The sequence below is a fragment of the Candidatus Margulisiibacteriota bacterium genome (genome assembly GCA_018822365.1).
GTDB lineage: Bacteria > Margulisbacteria > WOR-1 > O2-12-FULL-45-9 > XYB2-FULL-48-7 > XYB2-FULL-45-9.
The window spans coordinates 39555-58295 of the sequence record JAHJKL010000038.1 but is presented as its reverse complement, the minus strand read 5'-3'; the positions used below and the strand labels follow the sequence as shown (position 1 = coordinate 58295).

Annotated in this window: 17 protein-coding genes; 16 read left to right on the top strand and 1 reads right to left on the bottom strand. The window is 52.2% G+C overall.

The window, feature by feature from the left end; translation table 11 throughout:
- The 14 genes from KKF06_03000 to KKF06_02935 all read left to right on the top strand — a co-directional run.
- Positions 1 to 295, top strand: a 295-nt coding sequence (locus tag KKF06_03000; GenBank protein MBU1616737.1) for a tyrosine-type recombinase/integrase, incomplete at its 5' end; no start/stop codon positions are given.
- A 53-nt stretch (positions 296 to 348) separates the two neighbouring features.
- Entirely contained in the window at positions 349 to 771 is a 423-nt protein-coding gene (locus KKF06_02995; protein ID MBU1616736.1) for a DUF177 domain-containing protein, read from the top strand.
- Between the two features lie 2 nt (positions 772 to 773).
- Positions 774 to 974 carry a 50S ribosomal protein L32 gene (gene rpmF, locus KKF06_02990; GenBank protein MBU1616735.1) on the top strand — a complete coding sequence of 67 codons (201 nt, stop codon included), beginning with the start codon at positions 774 to 776 and terminating at the stop codon, positions 972 to 974.
- 3 nt (positions 975 to 977) lie between these two features.
- Complete coding sequence (gene plsX, locus KKF06_02985) at positions 978 to 1964, top strand: phosphate acyltransferase PlsX (GenBank protein ID MBU1616734.1); 987 nt, start codon at positions 978 to 980, stop codon at positions 1962 to 1964.
- Positions 1961 to 2920, top strand: a complete 960-nt coding sequence (locus KKF06_02980) for a ketoacyl-ACP synthase III (GenBank protein MBU1616733.1) — start codon at positions 1961 to 1963, stop codon at positions 2918 to 2920. The genes plsX and KKF06_02980 overlap by 4 nt, the downstream gene beginning before the upstream one ends.
- A gap of 16 nt (positions 2921 to 2936) precedes the next feature.
- Complete coding sequence (locus KKF06_02975; GenBank protein ID MBU1616732.1) at positions 2937 to 4094, top strand: acyl-CoA dehydrogenase family protein; 1158 nt, start codon at positions 2937 to 2939, stop codon at positions 4092 to 4094.
- A gap of 1 nt (position 4095) precedes the next feature.
- Complete coding sequence (locus KKF06_02970) at positions 4096 to 4884, top strand: electron transfer flavoprotein subunit beta/FixA family protein (protein ID MBU1616731.1); 789 nt, start codon at positions 4096 to 4098, stop codon at positions 4882 to 4884.
- Positions 4885 to 4909: 25 nt separating this feature from the next.
- Complete coding sequence (locus KKF06_02965) at positions 4910 to 6136, top strand: electron transfer flavoprotein subunit alpha (protein ID MBU1616730.1); 1227 nt, start codon at positions 4910 to 4912, stop codon at positions 6134 to 6136.
- 27 nt (positions 6137 to 6163) lie between these two features.
- A complete protein-coding gene (fabD, locus tag KKF06_02960) occupies positions 6164 to 7042 on the top strand; it encodes an ACP S-malonyltransferase (GenBank protein ID MBU1616729.1) in 879 nt (292 codons plus the stop codon).
- Positions 7043 to 7110: 68 nt separating this feature from the next.
- Positions 7111 to 7854, top strand: a complete 744-nt coding sequence (gene fabG / locus KKF06_02955; GenBank protein MBU1616728.1) for a 3-oxoacyl-[acyl-carrier-protein] reductase — start codon at positions 7111 to 7113, stop codon at positions 7852 to 7854.
- 125 nt (positions 7855 to 7979) lie between these two features.
- A complete protein-coding gene (acpP, locus tag KKF06_02950) occupies positions 7980 to 8225 on the top strand; it encodes an acyl carrier protein (GenBank protein ID MBU1616727.1) in 246 nt (81 codons plus the stop codon).
- 4 nt (positions 8226 to 8229) lie between these two features.
- The gene (locus KKF06_02945; protein MBU1616726.1) at positions 8230 to 9189 is read left to right on the top strand and encodes a nitronate monooxygenase; all 960 of its coding nucleotides are present in this window, start codon (positions 8230 to 8232) and stop codon (positions 9187 to 9189) included.
- Positions 9186 to 10430, top strand: a complete 1245-nt coding sequence (gene fabF, locus KKF06_02940; protein ID MBU1616725.1) for a beta-ketoacyl-ACP synthase II — start codon at positions 9186 to 9188, stop codon at positions 10428 to 10430. Before KKF06_02945 ends, fabF begins: the two co-directional genes overlap by 4 nt.
- Before the next feature lie 13 nt (positions 10431 to 10443).
- Positions 10444 to 14514 carry a hypothetical protein gene (locus KKF06_02935; protein MBU1616724.1) on the top strand — a complete coding sequence of 1357 codons (4071 nt, stop codon included), beginning with the start codon at positions 10444 to 10446 and terminating at the stop codon, positions 14512 to 14514.
- Between the two features lie 7 nt (positions 14515 to 14521).
- Here KKF06_02935 and KKF06_02930 read toward each other — a convergent pair whose 3' ends face one another.
- Positions 14522 to 16732 (bottom strand): S8 family serine peptidase, encoded by a 2211-nt coding sequence (locus KKF06_02930; GenBank protein MBU1616723.1) that lies wholly within the window; start codon positions 16730 to 16732, stop codon positions 14522 to 14524.
- A 41-nt stretch (positions 16733 to 16773) separates the two neighbouring features.
- Here KKF06_02930 and KKF06_02925 point away from each other — a divergent pair, with 41 nt between their 5' ends.
- Together KKF06_02925 and rlmB are read left to right on the top strand one after the other, a co-directional pair.
- The gene (locus tag KKF06_02925) at positions 16774 to 17976 is read left to right on the top strand and encodes an aminotransferase class III-fold pyridoxal phosphate-dependent enzyme (GenBank protein MBU1616722.1); all 1203 of its coding nucleotides are present in this window, start codon (positions 16774 to 16776) and stop codon (positions 17974 to 17976) included.
- Positions 17969 to 18484, top strand: a complete 516-nt coding sequence (gene rlmB, locus KKF06_02920) for a 23S rRNA (guanosine(2251)-2'-O)-methyltransferase RlmB (protein MBU1616721.1) — start codon at positions 17969 to 17971, stop codon at positions 18482 to 18484. Before KKF06_02925 ends, rlmB begins: the two co-directional genes overlap by 8 nt.
- Positions 18485 to 18741: the final 257 nt, after the last annotated feature.

Here is an 18741-nt window from a genome sequence, read left to right as displayed (position 1 = left end):
TGTTGGCCGAAAAAGCCAGGCCCTTTTTCTTGGGAGGCTTGGCACCAGGCTAACCGCCCGACAGATCGAACGGCTGATCAAGTTTTACGCGAAAAAAGCCGGCATAAATAAAAAGGTGACGCCGCATACCCTGCGCCATTCCTTTGCTACCCATCTTCTTGACGGGGGGGCAGACCTCCGCATGGTCCAGGAGCTTCTGGGCCATGTTTCGCTTTCTACCACCCAGGTCTACACTCATGTTACAAAAGACCGGCTTAAAAAAGTTTACGACCACACCCACCCGAGGGCCGGATAATTCCCGATAAATTTGACAATTACCCCCTTTTTTAAGTATAATTTCTGTTTGTTGTGAAGATTGAGCTGACCGAACTACTTCGTCAGGTTGGAAACGAAGGGGATGTCGAGGATTCTGAAAAACTCTCGTTTCCCGAGGATGGGCTTATCCTGACGAAGCCGGTCCTGGTCCGGCTTCATCTGACCAATACCGGGAACTCGGTCCTGGTAAAAGGAACGATCCAGGCCGAGGCTGAACTTGAATGTTCGCGTTGTTTGAATAGTTTTAAACAGCCGATCACCCTTGAGGTTTCAGAAACCTATGCCAGACAAGACCTGGAGCAGTCCGTTGGCAAAGAAACCGAGCTGAAAGAAAGTGATTTTGTTTATCCGATCGAAAAGGATAACACTATCGACCTAAACGAATTGATCCGTCAGAATATCCTGCTCTCTCTGCCGATCAAGTCGCTATGCGATAATAATTGTAAAGGAGTGTAAATATGCCAGTACCAAAGAAACGACATTCGAATTCAAGGCAGGGAAAAAGACGGGCCTCCAACTATGTAATGACCGCCCCTAACGTCAGCAAGTGCCCTCAATGCGGGGCTCCGGCCCTCCCTCACCAGGCTTGCCAGGCCTGCGGCAGCTACAAAGGAAAGCAGGTCTTAAAGCTTAAGGAGAAGAAGAAAGGGAAGAAATAAGTGATCCGCATCGCGATTGACGCCATGGGGGGTGATTTTGCTCCCGCAGAGATCGTCAAAGGAGCGGTTCAGGCTTCGCTTGATCTCCCGGTTGAACTTGTTTTGGTCGGCAAAAAGGACAAGATCAACCGGGAGCTCTCCAGATACAAAAAAATTGGCAGAATCTCCGTGATCAACGCCGAAGAAGTGATCACCAACAGCGAGTCCCCCGTATCCGCCGTCAAACAAAAAAAGGATTCCTCGTTAAATGTCGCCGTCGCCCTGGTGAAAAAACAAGAAGCCATGGCGATCGTTTCCGCCGGCAACACCGGCGCGTTAATGGCCGCCTCCCTTTTTGGCCTGGGCCGGATCCCCGGGATCGAGAGACCGGCGATCGCGGGACTGTTTCCTACCCAAAAAAACCCGTTGTTGATCCTGGATATCGGGGCCAATTCCGACTGTAAAGCAAAGCAATTGAAACAATTTGCCGAGATGGGATCGCAATACAGCGAATGCGTCATGCACGTCAAAGCCCCGCGGGTTGGCCTGCTTAACATCGGGGAAGAAAAAGAAAAAGGGAATGAGCTGGTGACCGAAGCGTGGCCGCTGCTCAAAGAAGCCCCGATCAACTTTCTTGGAAACGTTGAGCCAAAAGAAATGTTCGCCGGAGAGGTCGATGTTGTCGTTTGCGACGGATTTGTCGGAAATTTGATCCTTAAATTCGGGGAGTCGGTCAGCAGCTTCCTGCTCGACCTTTTTAAGAAAGAGCTAACAAAGAACCCGATCACCTATTTTGCCGCCTTCCTCCTTCTCCCCGCATTTGCCGGGATAAAGAAGCGGACAGATTACGACGAATACGGTGGAGCCCCGATGCTTGGGATCAATGGGGTCGTTTTCAAGGCCCATGGCCGGGCTAAGGCAAAAGCGATCAAAAACGCGATCCGTGCAACTATGGAGGCGATCCAGCAAGACCTGGTCGGACGGATCACCAAGATCGAGGCCCAGCCATGAAAGCCAGGATCATTGGGACCGGTTCCTGTGTTCCAAGTAAAATAGTCACCAACCACGATCTGGCCAAACTCGTTGAAACATCGGATGAATGGATCAGGGAACGGACCGGGATAATTGAACGGCGGGTATCCGACGAATTAACAGCAACCTCTGACCTGGCGATCGTCGCCGCGGAAAGGGCGCTCGTCAAAGCAAAGGTTTTCCCCGAAGAGATAGAGGTTATCATTGTTTGCACAACTTCGCCCGACACTCTTTTTCCTTCCGTCGCCTGCATCCTGCAGGACAAGCTCAAAGCTGTCAATGCGGCCGCCTTCGACCTGTCTGCCGCCTGCGCCGGCTTTAACCATGGCCTGGCGGTCGCGAGCTGCCTTATCGAGAGCGGGCGCCACAAAACGATCCTTTTGGTTGGGGCTGACACGCTAACCAAGTATCTGGACTGGACCGACCGGGGAACCTGCATCCTTTTTGGCGATGCGGCCGGGGCGGTCGTTTTACGGGCGGACCAAAACAAAGGGGTAATCAGCAACTTCTGGAAAGCGGAGGGACATCTTAGGCAATCCCTGGTAATGCCAGGAGGAGGAAGCCGCGATCCGGAATGTAAAAACAGCCGTTTTATCCGGATGGATGGAAAAGAAGTTTTCAAGTTCGCGGTCCGGGCGCTCGAGTCATCGGTCAACGAAGTCCTCAAGGACTCCGGACGGCAGTTAGCCGACGTTGACCTGCTCATTCCCCATCAGGCAAATATTAGAATTATCGACCATGTGACCAAGAAAATGGGGTTGTCAAAAGAAAAAGTTTATGTTAATCTCCACAAATACGGTAACACCTCAGCGGCTTCTGTTCCCCTCGCCCTTGACGAGGCGGCAGCTGAAGGGAAATTAAAAAGCGGCAACCTCGTTATCTTGTCCGGCTTTGGGGCTGGTTTGACTTATGGGGCCAACGCTATTATTTGGTAGGAGGAATTAAGTAAAAATGTTAGATTATTTATTGACCGACGAACAAAAGATGGTCCGCGACCTGGCCCGAAAGGTTTCCCTGGAGAAAGCGCTTCCCAAGCGAGCCGAATGGGATGAAACCGGCGAGTTCCCATGGGAGGCGCTCAAGGCTTATGCGGAAGCGGACCTTTGCGGTCTATACATTCCTGAAGAGTTGGGCGGAATGGGACAAAGCGTTTTTAACTTTTGTTTGGCCACCGAAGAGATCAGCCGGATCTGCGGCGGCGTGGGAGTAACCTTTGCCGCTTCCGCTTTGGGCTCGACTCCCATCCTGCTTTTTGGCTCTGAAGAACAAAAAAAGAAATATATGCCCCCGATCGCAGCAGGAAAAATACTGGCCGCTTTTGGCTTAACGGAAGCAAGCGCCGGCTCCGATGCCGCCGGTCTGGAGACAACCGCCGTTAAAAGCGGCGACCATTACATTCTCAATGGAACCAAGCAATGGATCACCAACGGCGGGGAAGCCGACACCTATACCGTTATCGCGATCACTGACAAAACCAAAGGCCCCCGCGGCGCCTCCGCTTTTATAGTGGAAAAAGGAACTCCCGGCTTCACCTTTGGCAAAAAAGAGAATAAAATGGGGATCCGCTGTTCCGCCACCCGCGAATTGGTCTTCCAGGATTGCAAGATCCATAAAAGCCAGCTGCTTGGAAAAGAAGGAATGGGCTTTATTGTCGCGATGAAAACCCTGGATATGACCCGCCCGGGCATTGGTGCGCAGGCGGTGGGGATCGCGCAAGGGGCACTCGACGAAGCAATAAAATACGCCAAACAACGCGTCCAGTTTGGTCAGCCGATCATCAGCCTGCAAGCGGTCCAACATATGCTGGCCGATATGGCGACCCAGATCGAAGCGGCCCGGGCATTAGTTTACGCCGTAGCAAAGATGATCGATGCCGGACATAAAAACTTTACCCTCCCCGCTTCTGAAGCCAAACTTTTTGCCTCTGATGTTGCCATGAAGGTAACGATCGACGCGATCCAGGTTTTTGGCGGCTACGGGTACATGAAAGAATATCCGGTCGAAAAAATGGCGCGCGACGCAAAGATCACCCAGATCTATGAAGGGACCAACCAGATCCAACGAAATCAGATCGGCTTGGCATTGATCAAGGAAAGCGCCAAGAAGTAGCATGGATATCGTTGTCTGCATCAAACAGGTCCCCGATACGACCGAGGTCAGGATCAACCCCGAGACCAATACTTTGGTTCGAGACGGTGTTCCATCGATCATTAACCCGATGGATGAGAACGCGCTGGAAGCCGCTTTGCAGCTTCGCGATCAGCACGGCGGAAAAGTCGTCGTTGTTACTATGGGTCCCCCGCAAGCGGCCGAAGCGCTCCGGACCGCGATCGCCATGGGGGCAGACGAAGGCTATCTGGCCTCTGACCGGGCCTTTGCCGGCTCCGACACCTGGGCGACCTCGTACACTTTAGCCCAAGCAATTAAAAAGATCGGCACGTTTGACCTGATCCTTTGCGGCAAACAAGCCGTCGACGGTGATACCGCCCAGGTCGGCCCAGGGATCGCCGAATGGCTCAATTTACCCCAGGTTACCTTTGCCGTTAAGATCGGCGCTGAACCCGGAAGCAAAGAACTAAAAGTCGAGCGGTTGCTCGAAGAAGTAAACGAAATTGTTTCTATCCCGCTCCCCTGTCTGATCACAGTGGTTAAACAGATAAACGAACCGCGTCTCCCTTCTTTGAAAGGTATGATGAAAGCCAAAAAAGCGGAAATCAAATCATTGAACGCCCAGGAAATATCGGCCGATCCAGCTAATACCGGCCTTAATGGCTCCCCCACTAAGGTCGTCAAGATTTTTTCTCCCCCACCAAAAGGGGGAGGCGAAATGCTCGCCGGCGAACCATCAGAAATGGCCAGCGCCCTGTTAGGCAAATTAAAAGAGCGTAAGCTCGTTTAACTTTTATATTTAAAAGGACATTATTATGAGCATTAAAATTTTGCTTGATAAATGCACTGGTTGCACTTTGTGTGTAAAAGGTTGCCCATTTGCGGCGATCAGCATGGTTGAGGCCCCGGCAAGCGGCGAAGCTAAGCCGAAAAAAAAGGCTTCGATCAACCTTGATGTCTGCACTTTATGCGGGGCCTGCGTCGAGACCTGCAAGTTTAAGGCCATTGAATTAAAAAAAGAGCTCTCTGCGGCCAAAGACCTTTCCGCCTACAAAAACGTCTGGGTCTTTGCCGAACAGCGCGAGGGAAAGATCCAGGCGGTAACCTACGAACTTCTTTCTGAAGGGCGCAAACTGGCGGCCGACCTGGGGTGCGAGCTTGCCGCCGTCCTTTGCGGCGACCAGAAGATCGCAGAAGAAGCTGAACATTTGTTCCGTTATGGGGCAAACAAGGTTTATCTTGTCACCCACCAAGAGCTGAAGCACTACCACACCGAACCTTACACCCGGGCGATCTCGGAAACGATCATCAAGCATAAGCCGGAAATTTTTCTGCTTGGAGCAACCACCCAGGGGCGGGACCTGGCCGCCCGTCTGGCGATCAGGATCGGCACCGGGCTGACCGCCGACTGCACCAGCCTCTCGATAGACCCGGAAAAAAAGATCCTGCAGCAAACCCGGCCCGCTTTCGGCGGCAACATCATGGCAACCATTGTTTCCCCAAACCATCGGCCGCAGATGTCAACGGTCCGTCCTAAAGTCTTCAAAAAGGTTCCCTTGGACAAACCGATCAAAGGGGAGATCATTAAATTCAGCCCGGTCCTGAACAAAGAAGACCTTGCCGTTAAATTGCTCGACATCGTGCAGGACGAAAGCGTCAAGATTAACTTGGCCGAGGCAGAAATTATTGTTTCCGGCGGCCGGGGGATTGGCGACGCTAAGAATTTTGTATTGCTGGAAGAGCTGGCCACCCTTTTCGGCGGCGCGGTCGGCGCTTCCCGGGCCACCGTTGACGCCGGCTGGATCTCAGCCCATCATCAGGTCGGCCAAACGGGCAAAACCGTTTCCCCCAAGCTCTACATCGCTTGCGGGATTTCCGGCAAGATCCAACATCTGGTCGGGATGCAAAGCGCCGACACCATTATCGCGATCAATAAAGACCCTGACGCGCCAATCTTCAAGGTAGCGACTTACGGCATTGTCGGCGATGCTCTGGAGATCATCCCGCTTCTGATCAGGAAGCTCAAAGAATTGCGCCAGTAATATCAGGCGCAAACAGGCGGTTTATTAATTATGAAGTTAGCCTTTGTTTTCCCTGGTCAGGGATCGCAAGCCATTGGCATGGGCCAGGGCTTTGCGGAAGCGTATCTTGACCGGGCCAACGAGATCCTCGGCTTTGACCTGAAAAAGATCTGCCTGGAAGGGCCCGAAGAGGAATTAAAACGGACCGAGATCCAGCAGCCGGCGATCTTTGCCGTTAGCGTTGCAGCGTTAGAGTTGCTCATTAGCAAAGGAATTAGGCCCACTGTTGTTGCCGGTCACAGCCTGGGAGAATATTCCGCCCTTTATGCCGCCGGAGTTCTCTCTTTCGAGGATGGGGTTAAAACTGTTAACCTGCGCGGCCGCTTCATGCAAGAAGCAGTTCCCGAAGGGACCGGGGCAATGGCCGCCATCCTGGGGGGAGAGAGAGAAACGGTCATTAAGATCTGCCGGGAAATCGGCAATGTTTGGCCGGCAAACTTTAATTCACCCGGACAGGTTGTGATCTCTGGAAAAAAAGAAAGCGTTGAACAAGCCGGGGAAAAATTAAAATCGGCCGGGGTAAAACGAGTCATTCCACTGGCGGTCTCGGCCCCTTTCCATTGCCCTTTAATGAAGCCGGCTGCCGATAAACTGGCCGGTCAGCTTGCCAAAACATCCTTTAATGACGCCCGGATCCCGGTTTACTCAAATATTACAGCCGAACCGGTCACGACCGGCCCTGAAATCAGAAACCTGCTGGTTGAGCAAGTAACAGGTTCCGTTCTCTGGGAAGATTCGGTCAAAAACATGATCGAAGGTGGGGTTACCAAGTTTATTGAAGTCGGCCCTGGCAAGGTGTTGGCGGGGTTGATCAAAAAGATCGATCCCAATGCAGAAGTTAAATCGTTTTTGGAAACCGTAGACTAAACGTCTCGGTTTCCAAAAATAACGAGGAAACCGCGAAGTTTATTCGCAGGTTTTCGAGGAGGAAAAATATGAAGAGATTAAATGAAAAGATCGCGTTCATTACCGGCGCCGCCCAGGGGATAGGCAAGTCGATCGCTGTTGCTTTTGCCAATGAGGGAGCAAACATCGTTGTTTCCGACATCAACCTCGACCTGGCTAAACAAACCGCTGACGAAATCGCCAGGCTTGGGGTTAAAACTTACCCCATCAAGACCAATGTTGCAGACCTCTCGGATGTCCAAGCCTCGATCACCGAGGCTCATAAGCATTTTGGCCGGATCGACATTCTGGTCAATAACGCCGGGATCACCAAAGACAACCTCCTGATCAGGATGAAAAAGGAAGAATGGGACGCAGTTCTTGCGGTTAACCTGACCGGTGTTTTTAACTGCTCGCAGGCAGTTTCCACCTTGATGATGAAACAACGATACGGTAGAATAATCTCGATCGCCAGTATAGTTGGCCAGATGGGAAATTTTGGGCAGGCCAATTACGCGGCCACTAAAGGCGGGGTGATCGCGTTCACCAAGACGATCGCGCGGGAGCTTGCATCACGCAATATCACCGCCAACGCGATCGCGCCGGGCTTTATTCAGACCGCGATGACCGACAAGCTGACCGATGAGGTCAAGCAAAAGATGATGTCCCAGATCCCCATGGGGAAGCTGGGTTCACCTGATGACATAGCAAATGCGGCCGTTTTCCTGGCCAGCCCAGAAGCCGATTACATCACCGGCCAGGTCCTGGCGGTCAACGGCGGCATGTACATGTAACTAACAACAAGCTGTGGTCGCTTGCCAACAGCTGGAAAATTAATATTGTTAGTCGCAATTTAATAAAACAGGCAAGTTTCGATCGGCGAAGTGAATGCGTTGTTATTTAAAAAGGGGGTGACGGAATGGACGAGCAAAAAGCTTTTGAAGCGGTTAAAAAGGTTGTTGCGGAACAACTGGGCGTTTCTGAATCGGAAATTACCCGAGAATCTTCCTTTGTCAATGATTTAGGGGCCGACTCGCTCGACACGGTTGAGCTGGTCATGGCCCTGGAGGAAGCCTTCGGCATGGAGATCCCGGACGAAGACGCGGAAAAGATCAAGACTATCGGAGATACAATGAATTACGTGATGGCTCACGGAAAGAAGTAAAACAATGAACTTACCAGAATTGACCATTGGCAGATTTACGGCAAAGCTCCCGATAATTCAGGGAGGGATGGCTGTACGCATCTCCACCGGCGCGCTGGCCGGCGCGGTCGCCTCGACCGGGGCGATCGGCGTGATCGGCGCTTCTGGTATGGCTCTTGATGAACTTCGCAGAGAGATCCAAATTGCTCGAGCACGGGCGGCAGGCGGGATCGTTGCCGTCAACATCATGTTTGCCGCCCGTGAGTTTTGGGAATTGGTCCAAACTGCCATCAAAGAGAAAGTCGACCTGGTCATTACCGGAGCCGGCTTCTCGCGAGACATTTTCAAGGTCGGGCTCGACAACAATACGCCTATAGTTTCCATTGTTTCCACCGGCCGCCTGGCCGCCACCGCCGAAAAGCTTGGCGCGACCGCCATTGTGGTTGAAGGGGTCGAGGCCGGCGGACACCTTGGGACTGACCGTTCGATCTGGGAAATTCTGCCGGAAGTCCGGCAAGCGGTCAAGCTTCCGGTGATCGCCGCCGGCGGCATCATCAATGGGGCGGAAATGCTTAAATCTTTTAAGGCCGGGGCCAATGGGGTCCAAATGGCTACCCGCTTTGTCCTGTCCGAAGAGTGCAACGCCGCCCCGGCATTCAAGGAAGTTTATCAAAAAGCAACCAAAGACGACATCGTCAAGATCTCTTCGCCTGTTGGCATGCCGGGCCGGGCGATCAAAACCGCGCTGGTCGCCAAGATCCTCAGCAAGACGGCCCCAAAGCCGGTTGGCTGTGATTTTTGCCTGAAACACTGCTCTTATGAATATTGCATCATCCAGGCGCTTAAAAACGCGCAGGTTGGCGACGTCGACAACGGGGTGGTCTTTTCCGGCGAATATATCTGGAAGATCCCCGACCGGACCATTAAACCGGCCGCTAAGATCGTGGCCGAGATCGTTAAAGAGTTTAAAGAGGCGCAGCCTTGACCTCTTCAAGGGTCGTAGTTACCGGACTGGGGGTTGTCTCCCCCATCGGTATCGGCAGGGAGTTGTTCTGGCAAAACCTGATCGCCGGCAAGAATGGGATCGATAAGATCACCCGCTTTGACACTACCGGTTTTGATATTAAGATCGCCGCTGAAGTTAAAGACTTTGACCCGTCCCAGTATTTAGACAAAAAAGACGCCCGCCGTTTGGTTCGTTTTATCCAATTCGCCGTGGCCGCATCCAAGCTTGCGGTTGCTGACGCCGGCCTTATTATTTCCCCGGAAAACGCCAACGACATTGGCGTGATCATTGGCTCCGGGATTGGCGGCTTGGACTTTCTTGAAGAAGCGGCCCGAACGCTTCATGAAAAAGGGCCAAGCCGGATCTCTCCTTTCACTGTCCCCTTTATGATCGCCGACATGGCAGCCGGCTACAGCTCTATTGTCTTGGGGGCAAAGGGACCAAACTCCTGCGTTGTTACCGCCTGCGCTTCCGGGACCAACAGCATAGGTGAAGCCTACAAATGCATCGAGCGGGGAGCGGCCAAGGCGATGCTCGCCGGCGGGAGCGAAGCCTCGATCACCCCACTTGGCCTGGCCAGTTTTACCGCCGCGGGAGCGCTTTGCCCGCGCAATGATGAACCGCAAAAAGCGAGCCGTCCTTTCGACAAAGAACGGAGCGGGTTTGTTATGGGAGAAGGGTCCGGCGTGGTTGTTTTGGAGTCTCTTGAAAACGCTCAAGCGCGCGGCGCCAAGATCTATGCCGAGGTCATCGGTTACGGCATGAGCGGCGACGCCAACCATATCACCGCCCCCGCACCGGGCGGGGAGGGGGCTGCCAGGGCGATCATGGCCGCGCTCAAGGACGCGAATATTCACCCTGATCAAATCGATTATATTAACGCCCACGGGACCTCCACTGAACTGAACGATAAATACGAAACCATGGCGATCAAGACCGCATTTGGCAAGCATGCCATGAAACTGGCGATCAGTTCGAACAAATCGATGATCGGCCATTTGCTTGGCGCTTCCGGCGCGGTCGAATTTGTTGCCACGGTCCTTTCAACGCAGAACGATTTGGCGCCACCCACTGTTAATTATGAAAACCCTGATCCCGATTGCGACCTTGATTATGTCCCTAATCAGGCAAGAAAAATGACCATTAATACCGCCCTTTCCGAATCCTTCGGGTTTGGCGGCCATAACGCGACCCTGATCGTTAAAAAGTTCGTTCCCTAAAAAAACACATTTGATGTTAAAAGCTAAAGCCACAACTAGGGCTCTGATCGTGCTGTCGGCGGCGCTGTGGTTTACTATGGCCCCGGCCTGGGCGCAGTCTGAAACCTACCCGCAGATAGATATTTCCGGATATAAAAAATACGAGACCAAGAACGTCTCTGTCTCTCCGGACAAGCAGTACTTTAACGCCCTCTCCCAGTTAGGAGGTTTCTATCCAACCTACAGCGGGGGTCCCTGGCAGGAACGCCTGCAGTTGCGGATCCTTGGCCAGCTCTCTCAAGACCTCTCCGTTAGCTACGACCTGGAGCAGCAGCCGGAATCTCCCGAACGTTTTGATGTTAAGGTTAAATACTACAATACCGAGCTTTCTTTTGGCGATATTAATGCCTCTTTCTCCGGCAACGAGTTTGTTTCAGCCTCAAAAACCTTGAACGGGGTCATGCTAACCTCAAAAGACACCTGGTACGATGTTACCGTCGTCCCTTCCGCAAAATTGAAAAGCCAAACCCAGGCCCTGACCTCGCAAAAAGGGAATAACACCCCCGGCCCGTACAATTTGGGGCATGGGGGGATCGTCGAGGGATCCGAAGTCGTCCTTTTAAACAACAATGTAATGGTCCGCAACGCCGATTACACTATCGATTATTTTGAAGGTAAAATTACTTTTACCCGCCAGCTGAGCCAGACCGATGAGTTCAAATACAGCTATGAGTACACCAATATAATTGATATGTTTTTCCCTTCCCTTTCCCGCCGTGATTTCTTTGGCTGGCAATCCCGCTTTACCGTTGATCCGGAAAAGATCGGCAAACCTGAGCCAAAGCCGGAACCTCTGGTCACCTCGGTCAGGGAAACCTTTCCAACGATCGGTTCGTTGGACGCCTATGTACAGGAAAACGAGGCCTCAGGCCAGTATCGTTTGAACAATTTTCCGCTTATAAAATTCAGCGAGACCCTGACCTTTATGGGGACCAAGCTGATCAAGAACGAAGATTATATCGTTCGCTACGATTCCGGTGAGATCAAGCTTTTAACCAGGTTTCTTCCCTCAACCGAGGAGGCGCTGACCGTTGAATACCGATATTATCAAACCTCCATCGAGAGCGAATCGATCCCCGGAATCGGCAGCCGCGGCCCTTATAATACCCGCTATCCCGAGATCGTCCCGGAAAGTGAACGGGTCGTAGTTGACGGCAAATTGTTTGTCCGCGACCTTGATTATACGATCAGCTATAAAACCGGCCAGATATTGTTCGGCATGGTCGTTGGCCCGACCTCAACTATTTTCATTTCCTACAAACACAATATTATTGCCGTTCTGCAAGAAGCCCCATCCCAGTTCCCTAAGGAAATGAAGGTCGGGGTTACTTATTTGAAAGAGAGCGCGAAAAAAGGGGGAGGGGCCCCAACCGCAACCGCGATCGACCAATTCAGCGGACAGGACATCATCAACAAAGGAGGGGTTGCCTATTTGACCAGCCGCCCGATCCCCCCTACATCTGAAGCAACGATCACGGTCCGGGTCCAGCGGGGGGGGGTCAGCCGCGCGATGAGCTGGGAAACCGAATATGTCGTACCAACAACCTCTGTTGATCCGGCAACCGGATACGCCGTAACCAGCCCCAGCGTCAAGCTTGCTTATATTAACGACCGGACCGACCTGACCGACGGCTACGGGACAGGAACGATCGCTTTTGTCAACAACAGCATTTTGGCTTCCGACGAGGTAACCGTCGCCTATACCTATAAAAAAGGGATCGTCGGCAAATATTCCGGGGTCGGCAACGGCTCCCAGGGGCCATATTATTTAAGGAACGTTAAAGATATTGTCCCCGGGTCGGAAACGATCCAGGTCTGGGAACAGGGCTCCTCAACCGTTACCACGTACGTCCGTAACTCCAGCTTTGAATCTAACGCCGGCGATGCCGGCTATTTCTTTAACTATAACAAGGACAACTCCTCGATCACCTTTAACAAATTCCTGTCGCCAACCACCAACTTCCAATTGATCTATCAATACGTCCCCCCCTCAACCGACACCAACGAGGACATTTCCATGTCGGCGCTGGGTGTTGATGGAAGCTTTAAAATTGGCGATGTTTTCCATATCGACTCCTCCTGGGCCAAGAGCGAGTCGGACCAGGTGATCATTGGCGACACCAGCATCGAAAGCTTCCGGGGGAACGGCACTAAAAACTACGTTGTCACCTCCCCTGGAAATATTATTGACGGCAGTGACAGGGTTTACGTCAACAATCTTTTACTGAACAAAGAGGCCGATTATTTTATCAGTAGCCCTGACAAACGGACCATTAATCTTTCTTTCTACTATATAACCCCATCTTCGGCCGATGCCATTGTCGTTGAATATATGTATCAGGACCCGGCCGGGTCATCCAGTGTCGCCGGCGTAAAATCGGACACTGCTTTCCGCCTGGGCGCGGGAACGTCTCTTTTTGATAATAAATTGGCCATTAGCGGTTCAACCAGAAAGGTCGGCTTTGATTTTTCTCCGCTTGGCTCAGCCGCCTCCGGCGCCGGCTCGGAATCTGAAGAATACAGTCTGAGCCTTACCCCGGGCTTCCATTCGCTGAGCACCTCCTACTCGTATAAATACAACCAAAGCCCGATCGGTGTTTCCCATGAAAAATTCTCAAGGAGCTGGGACCATTCTGTTTCGACCAGTATCAATCCGAATGGTTTGGCCGCTATTGGGTTCAGTTACAGAAAGTTCACTTCCCTTGACGACCCGGCAACCCCCACCTCTCTGCATAACAGCGACAATGACCAGGATTCTTATTCCGCCAGCATCACCCCTCTCCCCTTCACCAAGGGTGAGCTTTCCGTCGCGACCAAGGGAGACGTCAGCTTCAGCCAGTCAAAGACCGATGTCGTCGACTTGACCGATCTAACAACTTCGATCTCCAGATCGTTCCATTATAATGTCAGCGGCAGTTTGACCAAGAACGCCTCTTTCAGCCTTGACCATCAGGAAAGCGAACCTATTACCCGGAACTCTCTGGAAGCGGAAACAGCCAAAACTAATATTCAGGACAATTCATATTCTCTGTCGCTCAATTTGATCGGCCTAAGCCTTGGCGCCTTCCAATCCTGGACCGCCCAAGCCTCCAGACAGGAACATTTTGAAAGAAAATACCTGCCTACGCCGGAAGCGCGGTCCGACACCCTGAACGAAACTTATCACATGGACCTGCAGCCGATCAGCTGGCTTTCCGGTTCGCTGGACCACAACCGCCAGGAACGTGTTTCTTATGTCGTCAACCAGGAAAACCCGCGGACCGAAAGGTCATCGGTCAGCGGCAAATATCTCCCCTTTGGCTGGCTGACTTTTGGCGGGAGCTATTCAAGGAGCGAAGCGATCCCTGAAACCGGGACCGCGTTCAAAACAATCGGCCGGACCAAAGCGGGGGATGCCAATTGGTCGGTCTTTACCTTCCGGGCGATCTCTCTCTCCTCCCGCTTTGCCCTTTCAGACGCGATCCAACGGGCCCCCTCCGGCAACGTACAGGTTAGCACTTACACCAAGTCTCTCTCCCAGGGACACACCCTTTCCCTAACCCCTATCCCGGTCCTGCCAATCAGTATTGGCTACAGCCGCGAGGACTACAAGAACAACAATGATGCGCCAACCTCTCCCGTCACCACCGAGACCAGGAATGACACTCTGTCAGCCTCGCTGACCTTTAACGCCATCCCAAAACTTAGCCTTAGCGCTGACTACAACCTAAAAAAGACCTACGACCTTATCGCCGGAAATACTTTAGATAAAACGGTGATCAACAGCAAAGCCAATTATCAGCTTTTTAGTTGGGGTTCACTGGTTTACGAGCTCTCCGATGAGTCAAACGGCGGAGAGGTCCAAAGCGGGGTTCTGCAATCCTTAAACATCAAAAAACGGACCCAATCACTGGGCATTAACATTAACATTCCCGTTGATAATCCGGTCATGTCCAACATTTCGCTCCTCGCCTCGCTAAAGAATGTTGAATACCACAACCTCTCAAACTCAAACGATGACTTTGCCGCCAGCCTCTTTTCATTCGAAGGAACGTTGAACTTTTAAAGCGGGTTTAATTGAGGATAATTACTTTGCCCCGGCCAACGACCTTACGGTCGGAAATTATTTGGTATAAATAAACCCCGGTCGGAACGTTTGCGCCAAAAAGATTTTTCCCGTCCCAAGCCGGGTTATTCACTCCCGCCTTGGCTCCGTTCTCACCGGCAAGGTAGCTCTTCTGCCAGATCATATTTCCCCCAAGTTCAAAAAGATTGACCGACGTATTGGCGTTCGCCTGCAATTGGTAATAAAAGGTCGTGCTGCTCCCATTGTTGCGGTCAAACGGGTTGGGGAGTGCAAAAGTAACGACTCCGGGGGCAAGAGAAGAAGAGACCTTGCTTATGTTAACCGTCAGCTCCGTTCTGGAAATATTCCCCGCCAAATCGGTCACGGTCAGCCTCAAAATATATGGGCCGCTCAACCCGGTCGTCTCCCAGGTTGCCAGGACATTGCGTGCTGACGTGTAAAATGTTCCCAGGGCCTGGTAATAGGCCGGCGCCGCTCCCTGGCCATATTCAATGACGTAGTTGTCCAGGTTTTCATCGGTTGCTCTTCCGGTTATAGTAATTGCCCCTTCGATCGACCCTCCGCTGGTCGGGTAAATGATTGCCGCATCAGGGGGCGTATTATCAACAATTACATTAACGCTGGTTTCTGATGAACCGCCTGTCGTTGCAACTGCTTTTAATTTCAGGGTTAGCGCCCCATTGATCCCGGCGGTGTCCCAATTGGCCAAGGTTCCATTATCAACCTCTAAGGCGCTATGCGCCACGATCACTTCCAAAGAGGACGCGCGGTAAGCCTCAATAGTATACCCGCCAAAATTCCAGCCGCTCGCCGTCCCGCTGATCTGGACCAATCCTTTAATGTAACTGCCACTGACTGGGACGGTTATCTCTGTAAGCAGCCCGATGGTCGCCTGGCTCAAGTTAAGCCGGCCGCTCCCCAGCAAGCCTTTATAGGCCGGCTCTTGCAACGCATCAATAGGATCAGCTGTTTTCTTCAGCCTGTCCATGATCTGCGCATTGGTCAATGTAGGTTCGGCCGCCTTTAACAATGATACCGCTCCGGCAACAAAAGGAGCGGCCAAAGAGGTCCCGTTCCAACCGGCGCTGTATGTCCCATCCATATTCATGCTAAAGATGTTTGTTCCCGGCGCGGCAATATCTACCCAGGATCCGTAATTTGACGCCTGGGTCCTAAAGGTCTGCTCGTCGAGCCCTGACCAGACAGATCTTTTGTCGTCGGTCCCGGTTGCCGATACCGCCAATACCGTTGGATAATATGCCGGATAAGTATTCCAGTCAACGCTCCCATTCCCGGCGGCGGCAACAACAACGATCCCCTGGTTGTAAGCGTCCAGGCAGCGGTCTCTCATGTTTGCCGGGTTTTCCTCAACATACATATCCGGCCCTTCGTTATATTGGCCAAGGCTCAGGTTCACGGCAACAATGTTCACTCCGGATGATTTTAGGGCCGCCAGATAAGCCAGCCCCGCGCTGATCGTCGCCGGATCCCCAACTCCGTCCCGGTTAAGAACTTTGATCGGCAGGATCGTGACTTGCCAATCCACGCCCGCAACCCCTTTGCTGTTATTTGAGATCGCGCCGATCACTCCGGAAATAGCGGTGCCGTGGCCATTATCATCTCTTGGGTCATTATCCCCGTTGTACAAATCCTTGGCATGAGCCAGGTCAACTTTCCCGGCAATATCCTCATGGCTATAATTTAACCCGGTGTCCATAACCGCTACGATATTTGTGCTCGCCCCGGTCGTCCTGTCCCAGGCGTTTGGCGCCATTATCTTGGTCAGTCCCCACTCCTGCGCAAAGTAAGTATCGTTTGGGATTATCTGAAAGGCCCGGACCACCCCGTTTGCCTGGGCAGCAACAACATTCTGGTCCTTTTCAAATTCATTTATTATTGCTGATTGGCTTTCCGAGGTGGGAAAGAAAAGGATATAATCATTCTCAAGATGGGCCCAGTCAGGGCGGATCTTTAGCGCTTCGCTATAAATTTGCTTGTAGCGATAAATCCCATGTTTTTCGTTCAGAGCCCTGATCGAAGCGGCGCCGATCATTGCCGAAGAAATAACCCCAACCGGACTCTTCGAAGAAAAAGCGCCTGGTTTAAATTTTACAACAACCTGCCCCGGGGTGATCTCGGCCATTACGCTCGCGGCCAAAAAGAGCAGTAAAAATATCGCTATGGCTGTCCTGCGCATCGCCTTGAGTATAACATATAATTACAGTATAATAAAATACTATGAATAAGCTTGAAAAACGAGGAAAAAGCGTTCTTCCTCCCGTCCTGGCAAAGTATTTTGCTGACTTTGCGGTCTCAAAAGGAAAAGGGAGCTACGTTTATGATGAACGGGGAAAAAAGACCCTTGATTTTGCGACCGGGATCGCCTGCAATATTATTGGGCATTGCCCTCCCAGTGTCGTTTCCGCCGCAAAAAAGCAGCTCGACCAGCTGATCCACGCCTGCATTGGCGTCGCTCTTTATGAGCCATATATTCAGCTTGGAGAAGAATTGCAAAAGATCGTCCCGATAAAAAAAGCTCAATCTTTCTTTTGCCAAAGCGGGGCCGAAGCGGTTGAAGCCGCGATAAAGCTGGCCAAGTATGCCGCCAAAAAGCCCGGGATCATTGCCTTCCAGGGAGGTTTCCATGGCCGGACGCTTGGGGCACTGTCCGTCACCAGCTCGAAAATGAAATACCGGGAGGGCTACGAACCTCTCCTTCCCGAGGTCTATATCTCTCCTTTCGACCTATTATTGGTCGAGGGGCTGCTCAAGGAAAATGATTGGAAGATCGGCAGCGTTATTATTGAGCCGATCCTTGGCGAAGGGGGCTACCTCCCTCTCCCTTCCGGGTTTCTCCGGGGAGTGCGCGCGCTTTGTGATAAATACAACACATTATTAATTGTCGACGAGGTCCAGACCGGCATGGGCCATACCGGCAAATGGTTTGCCTGCGAGCACGAGGGGGTTGTCCCTGATATTATGGTCCTGGCCAAGGGACTGGCGTCCGGACTCCCGCTTGGCGCCTGCATCGCCAGCCGGGAACTAATGGCCAAGTGGCCGGCCGGCGCGCATGGGAGCACCTTTGGCGGCAATCCGGTCTGCTGCGCCGCCGCCATTGCTACTATTGGAACGATAAAAAAAGAAAAGCTGCTTTCTAATACGGTCAAGCTTGGTCAATACCTGATGAAAAGCCTGACCAGTCTGCAAGCTTCATTCCCGGCCATCAAAGAGGTCCGCGGCCAGGGGCTGCTAATTGGTGTCGACCTTGGGAACAATACCCAGGCAAGAAAGGTCCTGGACTACTGTCTGGACCATGGTTTACTACTGATCTCGACCGGTCGGGACGGGACGGTCATTCGCTTTATCCCGCCGTTGAACGTTTCAAAGAAAGAGATCGATCTGGCGCTCAAGATCTTTTCGGCGGCCCTGCGCAATGTTTAATTACCATTCGTTAGACGACGTTATCCAACTGGCTGAGCAACGCGGCGAACCCCCTTTTCTCCTGGTCCTTGACGGGATCGAGGATCCCCACAACTTTGGCGCTATCCTGCGCACCGCCGAAGCGGCTGGAGTTCACGCCGTCATTATCCGTAAGGCGCGGCAGGTCCCGGTCACTCATACCGTCGTTAAAACCTCTACCGGAGCGGCCGAAGTCGTTCCCGTCGTTCGCGTCCCCAACATTGCCGAAGCTGTCCGCCAGCTTCAGGACGAGCTGATTCCGGTTTTTGCTGTTGAAATAGACGGAAAGGCATTATATAATACCCGTGACTACAGCGGGCCGGTTGCTTTTGTCATCGGCAGCGAAGGGAACGGGGTTTCCCGGTTGGTCAAAGAGCGCTGCTCAGAAGTTGTCCGGCTCCCTATGCGAGGAAGAATTAATTCCCTCAACGCGTCGGTCGCCACAGGCATTGTCCTGTACGAAGTTCTTCGGCAACGAGGAGGTGAATAGAAAATGGCAGAAAAAGTAATGAAATGCGGCATTAAGAAAGAGAAGGGATACCTCTATTTTATCGACAAGAATGGTGATATCTCTCGCGCCAAAATGGCTCGCGGCAGAAAGAAAAGCAAAAAACGAAGATAGGCTTTTCTTGTTCTTTTTTGAACACATTAAAGAGAGCCAGCCCGCCAGGCAAATCGCTTCAGCGGGCTGCTCTCTTAAAATTTGTGTCCCCACAAATAAATCCGCTGCGGCGGACGGTTTCTTGA